This is a genomic window from Archangium minus (assembly GCF_044360475.1).
Taxonomy (GTDB): domain Bacteria; phylum Myxococcota; class Myxococcia; order Myxococcales; family Myxococcaceae; genus Archangium; species Archangium minus.
The window spans coordinates 5300489-5318460 of sequence record NZ_CP043494.1 but is presented as its reverse complement, the minus strand read 5'-3'; the positions used below and the strand labels follow the sequence as shown (position 1 = coordinate 5318460).

Genomic DNA, 17972 nt, shown 5'->3' with positions numbered 1-17972 from the left:
TCAATCATCCACCATGGAAGCTTCGATGGCCGCCAATCTCTCATCCAGCCTGGCCTCTACTTCGTGCCGAGACAGGACATCGAGCACAACCGAGTTCGCGTCGCTCCGCGCTTCATCCGCGGGGGCTTTCTCTTCCTGCTGCGCCGACGGACTCGACTTGGATACCTGTTTGACCAGGTATTGTGCAAGCTCTTGAATGGTTGGGTAATCAAAAACAAGGGTCGAGGGAAGCTCAAACCCTGGACCCAATCTGAGCTGTAGCTTCCGCCGAACGTCGAGCGCCATCAGCGAATCCATTCCCGCCTCGAAGAAGCGATGCTGTGGCTTCAAAGGACGAGACGGCTCCAGCCCGAGCACCCGGCTGACCTCCTCTCGAACGAGAGCAGTCAGCAAGTCCTTGTGCTCGGACGGAGAGGCCAAGGCGAGCCGCTCCGCCATGTCCGCCCCCTGGGCTCGAGGAGCCTCGGCCGTGGGTCTGGCGGGGGTGGTGCCAGCAAGCTCCTCGAGGAACGCTGGAGCACGACCCGCGAGCGATTGCTCCACGAACGTGGGCCAATGTATGGGAATGACAGCCACCTGAGCCGAGCGCCCACTGAGCAACTCTTCAAAGAGCCGGATGCCCTCTTCGGGTTGGATGGCTTCGATCCCCTGCGTGCTCAGGGTCCTCCGGGCACTGGGATCGCGGCCCGCCCCCATCCCCACTCCCGCCCAGAGCCCCCAGTTGATCGAAAGCGAGGGCAACCCCATCGCGCGACGGGCATGCCCCAGCGCATCGAGGAAGGCATTGCCAGCCGCGTAGTTGCCCTGGCCGCGTGGACCCAACAGCGAGGCCGCCGAGGAGAAGAGCACGAAGAAGTCGAGTGGCTGCCCCAACGTCTGCTCGTGCAGGTTCCAGGCTCCAGCTACCTTGGGAGCCAGTACCTGGGTGAACCGCTTCCAATCCTGGCGAAGGAGCGCCCCATCCTGGACAACACCCGCCGCGTGGACGATGCCCCGGAGGGGCCATCCATCAGCGCTCGCCACCTTCAACGCCGCGGTGACATCCTCCGGCCGCGAGACGTCTCCTTGAACGATGAGCACCTGCGCGCCCGCCCGTTCCAGCTCTTGAATGGAGCTACGCGCGTGCTCCGACGGGCCGCTACGCCCCACCAGTACGAGACGCTGAGCCCCGCGCTCGACCATCCATCGCGCAATCCGAAGCCCGAGGCCTCCCATCCCGCCAGAGATCACATAGGCACCGTCCGCGCGCAGAGCCACCGGGCTCCTCGCACCTCCAGACGCGCTGCGCCGACACAGACGGGCGACATGCCGGACTCCCGCACGATAGGCGACCTGATCTTCTCGAGCTGACCCGCCCAGCTCGCGCTCCAGCTGCTCGGCGCTCAGCTCGTCCGCAGCCGCTGGATCCAGATCGACGAGTCCACCCCAGAGCTCCGGATGCTCCGCGGCCAGGCACCGCGCCATCCCCCACAGCGAGGCGTATGCGCTGGCACGAACGTCGGCTCCGGGCTGAACCGGCTGGGTTCCTGCGGTGACGACCCAAAGCTTCGCAGACGCGGCGTGTACGGAGGGAACGAGCGCCTGAACCAGATGGAGAAGGCTGCCGCACCCAGACGCGAGGCTTGCCTCAATGGACGTGGGCAACCCAACGCCGAATGCATGAACGATCGTGCGCAGTGGAGGTTCGCCAGGAGCACCGAGCGCCTCGAGCAGACGCACGAAATCAGCGGGCTCTCGCGGGTTCACCGTGAACTGCACATCACCCAGGCGTGCGTACGTCTCACCCGGCGACACGAGCACGCAACTGACCCCACGGCTCGCCATCCGGGCGGCCAGCGCGGCTCCGGGACCGTTTCGCTCCGAGAGAACCAGCCACCGGCCCGAGGACTCCGTGATCACCTCCGTCACGGCACTCGAAGGGGCACTCCGCCATTCGACTTCGTACAGCGCGTCATCGAGTCGTTGGCGCACCGATCGCAGCAAAGCCTCCCTGGGCGCATTCCGGAGCGAGACACCGTCCATCTCGAGCGCGGTACGCCCGGTCGCATCGACCACACGCACCTCGCCAACGAGGTGCTCCCGGCTGGCGCTCGAGGCCTCGCGTACTGACACCAGGCAGCGAGGCCGCGCTCCAGGTGTACCGCTCCACCGCAAGCAGTCGACCGCGACGGGGACGAAGACGGTGGCCCGGGCGGCAGGAGGAAGGCTCGAGTCGAAGAGCTGAAAGCAGGCGTCGATAAACCCCGGATGCACGGGGAATACATCGGCGCGCCTGGCCTCCTCCGGCTCCTGCATCTGGGACAACGCCTGGCCGTTCCGCCGCCAGATTCGGGTGAGCCATTGGAAGGAGGGACCCAGCTCAAGGCCCGCCTCGAAGAACGGCCGATAGAACACGTCGAGTGCCGACACCGCCTCCGCGTCATGCGCATTGCGCACATCGAGCGAGGAAGCTGGCTCGGGGGCCACCGGCTGCCCTGCCACGCGCTCGCGCAGCAGCGTCCCCACGGCATGCTCGGTCCAGGTGGGCTCACCCTCCGCCGCGCTGACGATCCGGAACGACACGGGCGTCCCCGGTTCGCAGGGAGTGCTCAGGAGGAGTTGGACCGACCGAGACTGGCCTTCGGGCACAATGAGCGGTTGGGGAAAGACCACATCCTTCAACATGAGGGGTCCTGCCCCGAAGAGCTCGAGCCCCGCAGCCAAGGCCATGGCCAGATGGCAGGCACCGGGAACAACAACCTCTCCGTAGATGCGATGATCCGCCAGGAAGGGCAGTCGCGAGGCGCTGAACTCGGACTCGAAGACGATCTGCTCGAGCGCAGGAGAGCGCATCCGTCGCCCGAGGAGTGATGGCCGTGACGGATGGGTCGCATGGGCGCGAGGACCGCGCTCGATCCAGAACCGCTCTCGCTGGAACGGGTAGGTGGGCAGCGACGTCCGGCGCCGCGAGTAATCCCGATCGAACCCCTCCCAATCGACGTTCGCTCCGCGGACGTAGAGCGCACCCAGGCTCTCGAGCATCGGCGTCCAATCGTCCCGATTCTTCTGGAGCGAGGGCAGGAAGGTCACCGCCCCCTCGGGAAGGATGCGCTGCCCCAGGCCGCTCAGGATGGGACTCGGACCTATCTCCACGAAGAGGGTGGCGCCCCGCTCATGAAGCGTCCGGAGTCCCTCGGAAAAGCGGACGGGCGCGCGGACGTGCTGACGCCAGTAACTCGGATTCGAGAACACCTCCTGCCCGGCGGCGCGCCCGGTCACGTTGGAGACAAGGGTGATTCGTGGAGCCTGATGCGCAAGCTGGGAGGCCACTCGCTCGAACTCATCGAGCATCGGGTCCATGAGCGGCGAGTGGAACGCATGCGAGGTGTTCAGCTTTCGCGTCTTCACCCCGCGCGCTGTGAGCGCACCGAGAATTTCCTGCATGGCCTCGCGCGCACCGGAGATCACGATCTCGGAAGGACCGTTGTAGGCCGCGATGGAGACGGACTCCCGATGCGCTGCGATCGCGGCGAGCACCTCCGACTCGTCGGCGAACACCGCCGCCATGTCTCCCGGCACCGTCCGGGTCTGCATGAGCTGACCCCGCTCAAGCACGAGCCGCAGGCCATCCTCCCACCGGAGCACCCCCGCCACACAGGCGGCCACGTACTCGCCTACGCTGTGGCCCATGACCATGGACGGCGTGATGCCCCAGGAGCGCCAGAGCTCCGCCAGGGCGTACTCGATCGCGAAGAGCGCGGGCTGGGTGAAGGCCGTCTCGTCCAGAGGCGAGGTGGCCCCAGGTTCCGGGTAGAGCACCGACAGAAGCGAACGGCCGAGCCGATCGCGAATCAGCTCATCGCAGCGCTCCAGCACGCTGCGGAACGTGGGCTGCGTCTCGTACAGACGGCGCCCCATTCCGATGTACTGAGAGCCTTGTCCGGAGAACAAGAACACGACGCGGGGCGCGGCGCCCACGGTCTGCCCCTCCTGCACGCCCGGCACCGCCATCCCTGACGCGAGCTTCTCCAGTCGCTCGCGGAGCGTGGCCGTGCTCTCCGCGGTCACGATGGCCCGTTGGCTGAAATGCGACCGCCCCACATTGGCGGTGAAACAGGCGTCGGTCAGTGGGATTGGGTTCTCCCGCTCCGCGGCCGCCAGATAGCTCGAAAGATTGCTCGCCGCGCTCCGAAGTGCACGCTCGCTCTTGGCGGAGAGTGCGAAGACATGGAGTGGCCGCTCGAACGAGGCTGGCTCGGCTGCGACGCTGGCCGACGGCTGCGGCTCTGGCGCCTCCTCCAGCACGACATGGGCGTTGGTGCCGCTCAGACCGAACGAGCTCACCCCGGCGATGCGAGCCCCGCCGATCGCCTCCCACGACGTCCGTCGCGTCGGAATCACCGCGGGAATGCCTTCCAGCGAGGCACGTGGATTCAGCCGCTCGAAATTCAGATGCGGAGGAATCTCCCGGTGCTGAAGCGCCAGCACGACCTTGATCAGACCGGCCACTCCCGCCGCTGATTCGAGGTGCCCCACATTGGTCTTCACTGAGCCGAGGGCGAGTGGAGTCTCTCGGCTCCGCCCCTCTGAGAGTACGGAACCCAGCGCCTCGAGCTCTATCGGATCACCGAGCGGCGTACCCGTTCCGTGCGCTTCGACGTAGCCCACCCGTGCCGGCTCGACCTTCGCATTCGACAGCGCCTGACGAAGGAGAGCCTGCTGAGCCAGTCCATTGGGCACGGTCAGGCCGCTGCTCGGGCCGTCGTGGTTGACCGCCGAGCCACGAATGACGGCGAGAATCCTGTCCTTGTCCTGCTGAGCGTCGGAGAGCCGCTTCAGCACAACCACGCCACAACCCTCGCCGCGTGCATAGCCGTCAGCCGACGCGTCAAACGTCTTGCACCGACCGTCGGGCGCGAGCGCGTGAGCCCTGGAGAGGAAGACCGAGATCTCGGGCGAGAGAATCAGATTCACGCCCCCCGCCAGAGCCATCCGGCACTCGCCATTGCGCAAGCTCTGGATGGCGAGATGGACAGCGACGAGCGAGGACGAGCAGGCCGTATCCACCATGAGGCTCGGACCCTGAAGCCCGAGCAGGTACGAAAGGCGGCCGGCGGAGAAGCAGAGGCTCGTGCCGGTGCCTGAATAGGGATCGATGCGCTGGAGATCGTCGGAGCGCAGCTGGAACTGGGCGTAGTCGTCGATCCCCGCGCCCATGAAAACACCCGTCGTACTGCCCGAGAGTCGAGCGGGCGCATAGCCGGCGTTCTCGAGTGCCTCCCAGCTCACCTCGACCACGAGCCGCTGCTGCGGATCGATAGACCTGGCTTCCCGCGGGGAGATGCCGAAGAACTCGGCGTCGAAGAGATCGACGTGCTCGAGAAACCCTCCCCTCCGCGCGTAGATCTTCCCTGGGGTCTCGGGATCTGGATCGTACAGCGCGTCAGCATCCCACCGGTCGGCAGGAACCTGTCGGGTGGCATCGACGCCATCTCGCAGGAGGCGCCAGAACGACTCGGGAGAATTGGCACCACCGGGGAATCGGCAGCCCATTCCGATGATGGCGATGGGCTCCGTCTTCGAGCGCTGCAGCGCTTCGAGCCGGGTGCTCATCTTCTGCATAGCGACAAGCGCTTGCTTTAGCCGAGACTCATAGTCGATCGTGCTCACGGGCCTGGTCTTCCGCTCAGGTGTTGTCGATCAAGGCGTCAATTGCGGAGAGTTGCTCGTCGAAGAGCTCAGCGAGTGCCGAGCCCGATAGGGCATCCACCTTCGGCGCGAGCGCCGAGGCATCGTCCTTCGTCGTGGTCGGCTGCGAGGCCCCAGGCCTGTCTTCAGGCATCTCCAGGGTGTTGACTGTCCTGGCCAGGTACCCCGTCAGGCTCTCCAGGGTCGGGTAGTTGAACACGCACGAGGAGGAGAGCGTCTGGCCGAGTTCCGTCTGGAGGCGGCTCTTCAATTCGACCGCCATGAGGGAGTCCATGCCCATGGCGAAGAAGCCCTCTCGCGGATTGAGCGTCTGCGAGGAATCGAACCCCATGATCCGCGCGACCTCGCCTGCGATATGCGCAGAGAGGACGGAGCGACGCTCAAGAGGCGGTGCCGCCGCGAGCCGTTCGAGCAACCGGGGCTGGGCGGCTCGAGTGGTCCCCTCGTCTCCACGAACCTTTCGCGCGATCTCCGTCAGCCAACGCGGAGTCCTTTCCGCCGCGAGCTGCTCGAGAAAGACAGGCCAGTTCACGGGAAGCACGCACACTTCCGCGGGAGCCGTAGTCCCGCCCATGCGGATGGCACGATCCAGAAGCCGGAGCCCCTCCTCCGGCTCGATCGGGCCCACGCCCTGCTCCGACCACACGCGCAGACCGCGCGCTTCCTGGCTCGCCGCCATTCCCACCTGCGCCCAGGGTCCCCATTGAATGCTCGCCGCAGGCAGGCCCAACGCGCGCCGCATGCGCGCCAGCGCGTCCAGGAACGCATTCGCCGCCGCGTAGTTCCCCTGGCCGCGGGAGCCAAGCACCGAGGCCATCGACGAGAACAGGATGAAGAAGTCCAGGTCGAGCTCGCGCGTCAGCTCGTGCAGATTCCAAGCACCCTCCAGCTTCGGCGCCAGGACCCGCTCAAAGCGTTGCCAGTCCTGCCGGAGGAGCACGCCATCGTCGAGGACACCCGCCGCGTGAATCACCCCTCGAAGCGGTGGCATGGTCTGGCGGGCGCGCTCGAGGAGTCCAGCAAGGGCCTCCTTCTTCGAGATATCGCCCTGAACAACGAGCACCCTCGCACCGGCGCGCTCCATCTCCTCAATGACAGCCTGTTGCGCCCCCGAGGCACCTCGACGGCCAACGAGCACCAGGTGACGCGCGCCCTGCTCCACCATCCACCTGGCTACACGCAGGCCGATCCCGCCGAGGCCGCCCGTGATGAGATAGGCGCCGTCGGAATGGATGCGGGTCTCACCCGAGGGCGCGGGCAGCTCGCACGGTGCGAGCTGCATCACGCTCCGCGAAGCCCCTCGCAGTGCGATCTGGTCATCGCCACCCGGCGACGAGAACTCACGGAGCAGGGACTCGAGTTCCTCCTCGTCAGACTGGGGCGACAGGTCGACGAGTCCACCCCACAGCTCCGGATGTTCGAGCGCGAGGACCCGACCCAGGCCCCAGAGCGGCGCCTGCGCCGCCTCGACCGGACCGTTCTCCACCCCCGGTGTGTGAACACCGCGCGTCACCCACCAGACGCGAGGAGACCGGCCCTCCCTCGCGAACCGGGCGAGCGCTTGAACCAGATGGAGGGCACTGCCACATCCGAGCATCTGCGATGCCAACAGGGACGAGGCACCACCGTGCCCTATGTCCAGGCTCCAGAGGTGCACGATGCCTCGCAGCGGCCGGACCTCATCGTTCGCCCCTTCTTCGAGCAGTTGCGTGAAGTCGTCGACACGCGACGGGTCGATCTTCCAAACGCCTTCTTCCCGGCGCAGGGGCCCATCCCCAGGGACGACAAGGACACAACGCGCCCCGCGCGCGCGCAGGCGCTCGGCCAGCGCCGTGCCCACTCCGCCGCGATCCGAGAGGAGGAGCCAGGTTCCGCCGTCTCGCTCAACGTCTCCCCTGCTCCCCTCTTTCAGGTGGGCATGCGACTCAAGCTTCCACTCGAGCCGATAGAGCCCACCCAACCCGTCCGGCGAAGCCAGCGGCGCGCTGGAAGAAGCACGCGCGACAGGACGCTCGGGCGAGGAATCCGCGAGCCAGTAGCGCTTGCGCTGGAAGGGGTACGTCGGCGCCGAGACACGACGACACGCATACGCCTTGTCGAAACCGGCCCAGTGGACGGGCAGGCCTCGGACGTAGAGCGCCCCCAGGCTGGAGAGCATCTGCTGCCAGTCGTCCTTGCCCTTTCGGAGCGACGGGAGCCAGGTCAGGCCCTCGTCGGGCAGACACCGGCGGCCCATGCCAATCAGGGTTGGAGTGGGACCGATTTCAATGATCGTCCGGCAGCCAAGTGTGCCGAGCGTACGCAGGCCCTCCAGGAACCGGACCGGCTCGCGCAGATGACGGCCCCAGGACTCAGCCGTCGGCGCCTCGAGCATGAGCTGCCCGGTCAGGTTGGAGATGAGCTTCACCTTCGGCGCCTTGTAGGTGACGCCCGCGGCGACCCGCGTGAAGCCCGAGAGCACCGGCTCCATGAGCGGTGAATGGAAGGCGTGCGAGACATTCAGGCGGCGCGTCTCCACACCCTCCGCGTGAAAGCGCTCGGCGATCTCCTCCACCGCCGCCTTCTCGCCAGAAATCACGACCTCCGTCGGCCCGTTGATTGCCGCAATCGAGACCCGACCCTTCAGGGGCTCCACGGCCGCGGACACCCGCGCTTCATTGGCGAAGATCGCAGTCATCGCGCCGCCCGGCGGCAGTGCCTGCATCAACCGCCCACGTGCAGCGATGAGCCGCAAACCGTCTTCGAGGCTGAACACACCGGCCACGTACGCGGCGGAGTACTCGCCCACGCTGTGGCCCATGACGATTGACGGCTCGATTCCCCACGAGCGCCACAGCTCGACCAGCGCGCACTGGAGGGCGAAGAGCGCGGGCTGGGTGAACGCCGTCTCATCGATCCGAGAGGGTGCGCCAGGCTCCGGGTAGAGCACCGAGAGCAACGACACGGGATTGGCGCCAAGCAGCGCGCTGCACCGATCGATCACCTCACGGAAGACCGGCTGGGTGCGATACAGCGCGCGTCCCATGTCCGCGTACTGGGAGCCTTGTCCCGTGAACAGGAACGCCACCTCCCGTGGCGCGTCCTCCTCAACCGTCCCCAACGCCGAAACGGCGTCTTCCTCGCCCGCCGCGAAGCGGGCCAGGCGCTCACGCAATTCGGCCCCAGAGGCCCCCTCCACCGCCAGCCGGTACTTGAAGTGAGACCGTCCGAGGTGCGCTGTATGGCAGACGTCCGCCACCGCCTCCTCGCTCACCGTCGAGAGATGGTGCGCGTATCGACCCGCCAGCGCACGCAGGGCCTCGCCGGTCTTGGCGGAGAGCGCGAGCAGATGCCGCGGACGCGCGAGCGTTGACGCGGGCTTGGGCTCTGGGGGTGGAGCCTCCTCCAACACCATGTGCGCGTTGGCGCCACCAATACCGAACGAGCTCACCGCCCCCATTCGACGCTGCGGCCCCTCGGACGGCCAGGGGCGCATCTCCGTGGGAATGACGAACCGAGTGCCCTTCAGCGAGATGTTGGGATTGAGCTGTTGGAAATGCAGTTGCTTCGGAATGGCCCCATGCTCAAGCGCGAGCATGACCTTCAGCAGCCCCGCGATGCCGGCAGCCGCCTCCAGATGGCCGACGTTCGTCTTGACCGCCCCGAGAACACATGGCCGGCCGTCGGGCTGCGGCTTGCCATACACCTCACTGAGGGCGCTCACTTCGATCGGATCGCCGAGGCTCGTCCCCGTGCCGTGGGTCTCGATGAAATCGACCTGCTCTGGCTTCACCCCACCGTTCTGCAGGGCCTGGCGCAGCAACGCCTGCTGGGTGAGACCATTCGGCGCGGTGAGTCCCTGACTGTGCCCATCCTGATTGGTCGCCGACCCCCGGATGAGCGCGCGAATGCGATCGCCTGCGGCGAGTGCGTCCGACAGGCGCTTGAGCACAACGGTGCCGCACCCTTCCGCTCGCACGAAGCCATCCGCACGGGCGTCAAAGGTCTTGCACCTTCCATCGGAGGAAAGCGCCTGGAGCTTCGCGATCGCCACACTCCAATGCGGTGAGAGCACCAGATTGGCGCCCCCCGCGATGGCGAGATCGCACTCCTTGTTCCGCAAGCTCTGGCAGGCCAGGTGGACCGCCACGAGCGACGAGGAGCAGGCCGTATCGATGACGAGACTCGGCCCTCGGAGATCGAACAGATAGGACAGCCGGTTGGCGATGATGCTGCGGACGGCTCCGGTGCAGGTGTAGGCATCGATCTGCTCCGGACTGGCGAGCTGGAGCAGGTTGTAATCACCGCCACTGATCCCCACGAAGACGCCGGCCTGCGTTCCGGAGATGCGCTCGAGCGGAATGCCCGCGTCCTCGAGCGATTCGTACGCCACTTCGATGAGAAGCCGCTGCTGCGGATCCATCTGGATGGCTTCGCGCGGCGTGATCCCAAAGAAGCCGGGATCGAACTCATCCACCCTCCGCAGGAACCCACCCCACCGCGTATTGCCCTTCCCCTTCGCCTCGGGATCCGGATCATGGAAGGCCTTCAGATCCCATCGCTCGGGAGGAACCTCCGAGATGGCGTCGACCCCCTGCTCGAGCAGGTTCCAGAAAGCCTCTGGACCATCCGCTTCCGCCGGGAACCGACAGCCGGCTCCCACGATGGCGATCGGCTCCGGCTCGGGACGCAGGAGCTCCGCGAGGAACGCGCGTCGATCTGGAGGAAGCTCGCGGATCATCCGCGCGAGCTGCTTCAGCATGTCGCTCATGAGGAGACCTCCTCGTCCTTGTCCTCTTTCAACATGCCGAGCAGGTCCTCGTTCGAGAGTCCCTTGAGCTGCTCCAACATCTTCAACATCGCGGCTCCGTCTTCCTCCGAGAGGTTCGAGGTGGCTGTCTGCTGGAGCGGGGCCTCGGCGCTGTCGAGTTCAATCCCCATCCGCTCGGCCAAGAACGGAGTCAGCGCATTGAGCGTCGGGTAATTCCAAAGCAGGGTCGCTGGCAACGTCAGCGCGAGCTTCGCCTCCAGACGGTTTCGCAGCTCGAGTGACAGCAGCGAATCCATCCCGAGCGTCTGGAGCGAACGGGAGAGCTCAATCCGAGAAGGTGGCAGCCGAAGCACCTGCGAGGCTTCCTCCCGCAGGAAGGATTCCAGCGTCGCACGCCGTGTCCGCACCGGCTCCTCGTGCAGGCGGGAGCGGAGATTGCCCTGCTCTGGATTCGGGTTCGAGGCCCGCTCCCCTGCCAGCAGCGCCGCGAACAGTGACGAGGAGCGAATGGCCGGGTACGACTCGCACCACCGCCGCGCGTCCAGCCGGAGCACGCCCAGTTGAGCCCGCTCGCGGAGCGGCCCCGCTGGAGAGAGGAGCATCGCGAGCGCCTCCAGGCCCTCGCGGGGGCTCAAGCTTCCCATGCCGCGAAGTGACAGGCGCCCGCCCCGGTTCTCCCGTGCGGCGGCCAACCCGACTTCAGACCAAGGACCCCATTGGATGCTCTGGCAGGTGAGGCCCCGCGCCTTCCGGAACCCCGCCAGCGCATCGAGGAACGCATTCGCCGCCGCGTAGTTGCCCTGCCCAGGCATTCCCACGAGCGACGCCGAGGATGAGAAGAGCACGAAGAAGTCCAACGGAGCATCGAGCGTCGCCTGGTGAAGGTTCCACGCTCCTTCAACCTTGGGCGCCATGACGCTCCGCAGGCGAGCCTGCGTCAGTTGCAGCACCGTGCCATCGTCCAGGAGCCCGGCCGCGTGAACGATGCCTCGCAACGGGGGCATCGTCCGCCGAAGCGTGCCGATCACCTCCTCCACCTCGGAGGCGTTGGCCACGTCCGCTTTCATCACGAGGACCTCGGCGCCAGCGCTCCTCAGCGAAGCCAGGACCGGCTCCGCGGCGGCGGAGGCGCCGCTCCTCCCCACGAGGACGAGGTGACGAGCGCCTTGCTCCACCAACCACTTCGCAATCGTCAAACCGAGGCCGCCGAGACCTCCCGTGATCAGATAGCTGCCATCGGGCCGGATGACCTCGCCCTGAAGAGCGTTGGAGCTGACCTCAGTCGTCGCATCAGCCCGGCACCGCGTCAGCCTCGGGACATGCCGGTTCCCACCTCGCAGTGAGACCTGGTCCTCCCCGTCCGAAGCGAGGAGCTCCTGAAGCAACGCTTGCTCTTCACCCAGCTCAGGGACGGGGGCGAGGTCCACTCTCGTGCACCGCAGCTCCGAGTGCTCGTAGGCAACGACCTGTGCCAGACCCCAGATGGGAGCTTGCGCGACCGCTCCAGCGCCAGGCCCAGCCTCCCCCACCGACTGAACGCCTCGGGTGACGAGCCAGAGCCTCGGCTTCTGGGCAAGCTCCGCCGCATCCAGTCCTTGGATGAGTGAGAGGACACTGCCCGGACCGAGGCGTCTCGCTTGGCCCAACGCCTCCACTCCGCCCTCCTCTGGAGACGGCGCGTCGAGGCTCCAGAGATGCACGATTCCCCGCAGGGGCGACTCCGAAGCGCGCGCGAGCACCTCGAAGAGCCTTCGCACATCGTCCGGCTGCTCCGGGTTGACCACGAAACGGCCGTCTCCCACCTCCGCGAAGGCCTCTCCGGGCGAGACACGGATGCACGCTCCACCCCGAGCCACGAGCCACGTGGCGAGCACATCCCCCAGGCCCGTTCCGTCGGAGAAGAGAACCCACCGACCTCGAGACGACAGCTCGTCTGTCGCCGCGGACCCAGGCGCGGGCTGCCATTCCACCTCGTGGAGCCAGTCCGCTACGCGCTCGCCGTCGCGTCGTCCAGGCTGCGTACCCAAGAGTTGGAATCGCGCCCCCTGGAGCTCGGCGAGCCGCTGACCAGACTCGTCGAGAAACAGGACGTCTCCACTGAACGAGCCCGCTTCCCGGGTTGGGTGCAAACGGGCGTAGCACCACATCTGAACGCCCGGCGCCGCATGGGCCCGAATGCACTCCAAACGGGTAGGCAGGGCGGTGCCCACCTCACCCCGTTCCGCGGCCAGTACGACCAGGGCTTGCAGGCCCAAATCGAGGGCCGCTGGGTGGAAGCGATAGTCCGACAGCTCCTGTTCGAGCGGCTCGGGGATGCGCAGGCGGGCCACCAGCTCCGTATCCCGAATCCAGAGCTGCTCGATTCCTCGGAACAGGGGGCCGTACTCATTGCCCTGCGCGTGAAGCGCCTCATAGGTCGCAGCGGCGGGGAGCTCCTTGCCTTGGAGGCGAACCGACTCCACCTCGGCCCAGAGCAGCGGGTCCGCGCCTTGGGCTCCGCTCTGCTCTTCGACGTGTACCGCGCCCCCGCCATGCAGCGTCCACGGCTCCTCCTGGGAGGAACGACCGTGCAATTGGAACGAGCCGCGTCCGGCTTCTTCCTGAACCAGGGAGAGCTGGACGGTTCGCGCCCCAGGCGCCGAAAGGCTCATCTTCTCTCGAAGCTCGACCTCCCTCAGCGAGAGAGGCCCCTTGCCAAACACCTCCGCAGCGGAGGCGAGCGCCATCTCGATGTACGAGGTGCCGGGCAACACCACAGTGCCGCCAACCCGGTGATCATCCAGGTAGGAGACGAGCGTCCGCTCCAAGCTGTTCTCCCAGACGTGGCACGCCGGAGAATGAGCGAGCGCGGGGAGGCGGTGACCCAGGAGAGGATGGCCCGCCCCTTGGCTCGGAGGCCGCGCGGCACTTCGAGACGAGGACTTCGCCGCGGGCGCATCCATGTCCAGCCAGAACCGCTGCCGCTGCCATGGAGGGGTCGGCAGACGAACACGCCGCCCACCGTGTGGATGGAGCCCGCGGAAGTCGACCTGCCCCCCCATGGTGAAGAGCGTGCCCAGAGACTCCAGCAACACGGCCCTCTCGGGCTCCTCTCGCCGGAGCGACGCGAGGACAAGGCCCTTGTGGCCACCGTGCCGCAACGTCTGATCAATCGAGGGCAGCAGAATGGGATGCGGGCTCAGCTCCACGAAGACCCCGTGTCCGTCACCCGCGAGTCGCTCGATGGCATTGCTGAAGAGCACCGGCTCGCGCAGGTTGCGCATCCAATAGGACGCATCGAGCAGAGCGCCCTCGATGGGCTCGCCCGTCACGGTCGAATACAGGGGGATCGCGGCGGCGCGCGGCACGATGCTGGAGAGCGCGTGGAGGAGCTCCTCCTTGAGCGGATCCATCTGCGGGCTGTGCGAAGCGACGTCGACCTTCACCCGCCGGCAGAAAATCCCCTCGCGCTCGAGCTCCCGCAGAAGCTCTTCCAGCGCGACGGCATCGCCCGAGAGGACGGTTGAGCGCGGGCTGTTGCTGGCGCCGATAGAGACGCGCCCGTCCTTGCGGCTCAACAGCTCGCGAGCCTGCGCCAGGCTGAGCTCCACCACCGCCATGCCGCCCTGCCCCGCCACGCGCCGCAGCAGCTGGCTCCTGTCGCAAATGACCCGCGCCGCGTCCTTCAACCGGAGCACGCCCGCGATGCAAGCGGCCGCGGCCTCACCCATGCTGTGGCCGACCACCGCATCCGGCTCCACGCCCCACGAGCGCCAGAGCGCCGCCAGCGCGACCTCGATAGCGAACAGGGTCGGCTGGATGACCTCGATGGAGCGCATCCGGGAACGCGGCTCATCCGCCAGCAGCTCGTCGATCAGCGACCAGCCGGCACAGGCCCGAATCGCCTCATCGCACTCCTCGAGCGCCTCGCGAAACACAGGCTCGTGACGCAGGAGCTCCCGCCCCATGCCTGGCCACTGTGAGCCCTGCCCCGGGAGGACGAACACGACCTTCTTGCGCTCCCCCGGAGAGCAGATGCCCGCGACACGCCCGGGCCGGGACTCTCCCTTCAGGAAAGCCTCCAGGTGCTCCACCAGCGCCTGCTTGGAGTCGACCACGAAGGCCAGGCGATGCGCTTGAGCACTCCGCCCCACGGAGGTGGAGTAGCTGAGATCCTCGAGCCTTACGTCGGGGCGTTCCGCGATCGACGACTGAAGCGCGCGCGCCGCGCTCTCCAAGGCTTCCTGGGTATGCGCCGACAGCGGCAGCAGTTGGAACGCCCCACGGGCCTCAATGCCGAAGTCGCTGGCATTCCGACCGATCGGCAGCTCGACGCGCTTCACCTCCGCCGGGTAGAGCTTGCGCCAATGAACCGCCGCGCCGAGCGTGAAGAGCCGGCCCAGGCTTTCTCGTAGGCAGGCGCCCTCGCTCTCTCCGCGCCGCATCGAGGCGAGCACGACGCCCTGCTGCCCTTTACTCCGCAGGCACTGCTCAACGGAGCGCGCCAGGATGGGATGGGGCGCAAGCTCCAGGAACAGCCGGTGTTCACCCTCGAGGAGCCTCAGGATGGCCTGAGAAAACCGCACGGGCTCGCGCAGGTTGCGCACCCAGTAACCGGCCGTGCACGCCTCCTCCTTCACGAACGCCGCCGTGACGGTGGAGATCATCGGGATCGCCCCGGCCCGTGGGCTCAAGCCTTCGAGCGCCTCGGCAAGCTCCCCCATGAAGGGGTCCATGTGGGGGCTGTGGCTGGGGGTGTCGATCCGAACGGAGTGCGCCGTAATCCCACGTCGCTCCAACTCCGTGCCCAGCTCCTCGATGACCTCTCGCGCGCCAGAGAGCACCGTCGACGCCGGAGCGTTGTGCGCCGCCACGACGACGTGCCCCGCCCGCTCACCCAAAAGCCGCTCGGCCTCGTCAGCCGGCAGGTCGACGGAAAGCATCGCCCCTCGACCGGACAGCCGCCCCATCTGCCGGCTCAGGTGGTGGATGACACGGGCCGCGTCCTCGAGATCGAGGATTCCCGCGACATGCGCCGCGGCGACCTCGCCGATGCTATGGCCCACGACACACGCGGGCTCGATGCCCCAGGAGCGCCAGAGCTCGGCCAGGCCCACCTGGACGGCGAAGATCGCCGTCTGCAGGCCACTGCACTCCTTCAATCTCGCGCTCGCCTCGCCCGCCGCGAGCTCCTCGAGCAGCGACCAGCCAGACAGTGGCCTCAATGCGCGGTCACATCGCTCGATGGCCGCGCGAAAGACGGGCTCGGTGCGCAGCAGCTCCCGTCCCATCCCAGGCCATTGCGAACCCGTCCCGGAGAAGACGAAAACGGGCCTCGGAGAACCTCCAGGAGCGACCTCCCCCTGGAGAACGCCCAGCCGCGGCTCACCCGAAAGAAAGCCGTCCAACTGCGTCACGAGCTCGGCCTGGGAGCGGGCAATGAGCGCCAGCCGATGGGCGCCACGGTTCTCCCTGGCCGCCACCGAGAAGCAGAGGTCCGATAGCCCCACTCGAGGGGCGGCAGCCGAGGCCGCGTCCCGCAGCTGGCGTGCCAGCCGAGTCAGCTCCGTGGGGTCATCAGCGGCCAACGGGGCGATGTGCGCAGGGCTCGGTCCCGGCGCTTCGAGAACCAGGTGAGCATTCGTTCCGCCAAAACCGAAGGAGCTGATGCCGGCGAGCGCGGGCTCGCCTTCGTACGGCCAGGGCTGCAGTGAGGTCGGAACGAGGAGACGGAGCTCCTCGAAGCGGATGTAGGGATTGGGTTGCTCGAAATGGAGGTTGGGAGGGACCGCCCGGTGCTGAATGGCCAGCACCGACTTCACCAGTCCCGCGATGCCGGAGGCGGCCTCCAGGTGGCCGATGTTCGTCTTGACGGAGCCGATGATCAGCGGCCGTTCCGCGGGGCGCTCCACGCCAAGTACGGCGCTCAGGGCATTTGCCTCGATGGGATCGCCGAGCGAGGTGCCGGTCCCATGCGTTTCGACATAGTGAACCTTGTCCGGGCTCACCCCCGCGCGCGCGTAGGCTTCGCGCAGCATGTCCTCCTGGGCCCGCGGATTGGGCGCGGTCAGCCCATTACTGAAGCCGTCGTTGTTGACCGCGCTACCGCGAATGACACAGAGGATGGAGTCCCCGTCGGCAAGCGCACGCGACAGGGGCTTCAGCACGACAATGCCACCCCCCTCGCCCCGGACATACCCGTTGGCACGGGCATCGAAGGCCTTACAGCGCCCATCCGGCGACAGCGCTCCAAGTTGCGTCATCGCCACCGTGCTGTCCGGTGCGAGGAGAAGATTGACGCCTCCCGCGAGCGCGAGTGACGACTCGCCGTTGCGGAGGCTCTGGCATGCGAGGTGGACGGCGACGAGCGCCGAGGAGCAGGCGGTATTGACCGTGAGGCTGGGGCCTCTCAGCCCCAAAGAATAAGAGACGCGGGCGGTGATAATGCTGCTGTCCTGGCCCGTGGCGGTGTGCGGTCCAATGTATCCCGTGTCACCGCGAGCGAGCTTCGCGTAGTCGCCCCACATCGCCCCCATGAACACGCCCGTGCGACTGTCCATGAGCGAGCCCGGCGCAACGCCAGCGCTCTCCAGGGCTTCCCACGAGAGCTCCAGCGCGAGGCGCTGCTGCGGATCCATCTGGATCGCCTCGCGTGGGGAGATGCCGAAGAAGAGCGGATCGAAGCGATCAACCTGCTCAAGGAAACCGCCCCAGCGCATGCCTTGATTGAGGCTCCAACGTTCCGGCGGCACCTCCGTAATGGCATCCACCCCGTCACGAAGCAGTGACCAGAAGGACTCGACATCTGGTGCCTTCGGGAAACGACACGCCATTCCAATGATGGCAATGGGCTCGTCATGCCTGCCCTCGAGAGCGCGAGTCCGCCCCCCGCTGGAGCTGTCCGCATCACCCGCGAGGTGCTTCGCCAAGGCCTCGATGGTTGGGTAGGTCCAAGCCAACGTCGGCGAAAGCTGTCTCTTCAACAACACTCCCAGCTCGGCGAGCAGGGACTTGATGTCTCGTGAGTCGATTCCGTATCGACTGAGGCGCTCACGCGAATCAATGACTTCAGAACTGACACCTAACTTTGACGCGAGCTGCGTCACGAGCCAGGTCTGGATGGTGTCGGCGCGCAACTCTTCCCCTACACACACGGCAAGGGTGATCAACGCTGGCACACCGGCTCAAACACACCCGAGCCCCGTGCCACGAACTAAAGAAGCAACACCTACGCAAATTTTGCGTTTCTGTCTGGAATGTCGTGAGACGAAATTTTTAGCTCCTTTGGCCGTAGCCAGCAATCAAAATCTGGATGTCTCTTACTTTCCGTCAAAACGAGAGAGCCCCCCAACCCAAGGAAACGACAGTGCTCGTTAGTGAAAACACGGCGGAAACAAGGGGACGAATGAATGCATCGCATTACCTTCGGTTACGCTAAACCGAGCCTCTTTCCGTCTTGGATTGGAGGGCTGAGACTCATCACCGCGCCCTCAATGCCTCCCAAACGCCACTCAAATGCATTAGGCGCTCTTCTGCCCACGCTCGCGGGGCATCC

The 17972-nt window shown here is 66.7% G+C and carries 3 protein-coding genes; all 3 read right to left on the bottom strand.

Features of this window, described 5'->3' with window-relative positions:
* The 3 genes from F0U60_RS22020 to F0U60_RS22010 are packed head-to-tail and all read right to left on the bottom strand — an operon-like array spanning nucleotide 1 to nucleotide 17553.
* Entirely contained in the window at nucleotides 1-5649 is a 5649-nt protein-coding gene (locus F0U60_RS22020) for a type I polyketide synthase (RefSeq protein ID WP_395822968.1), read from the bottom strand.
* 16 nt (nucleotides 5650-5665) lie between these two features.
* Nucleotides 5666-10438, bottom strand: a complete 4773-nt coding sequence (locus tag F0U60_RS22015; RefSeq protein WP_395822966.1) for a type I polyketide synthase — start codon at nucleotides 10436-10438, stop codon at nucleotides 5666-5668.
* Nucleotides 10435-17553, bottom strand: a complete 7119-nt coding sequence (locus tag F0U60_RS22010; protein ID WP_395822964.1) for an SDR family NAD(P)-dependent oxidoreductase — start codon at nucleotides 17551-17553, stop codon at nucleotides 10435-10437. Before F0U60_RS22010 ends, F0U60_RS22015 begins: the two co-directional genes overlap by 4 nt.
* Nucleotides 17554-17972: the final 419 nt, after the last annotated feature.

Coding starts and splice junctions, on each gene's coding strand:
- F0U60_RS22015 (WP_395822966.1), bottom strand. CDS start 10,438: ATGAGCGACATGCTGAAGCAGCTCGCGCGGATGATCCGCGAGCTTCCT.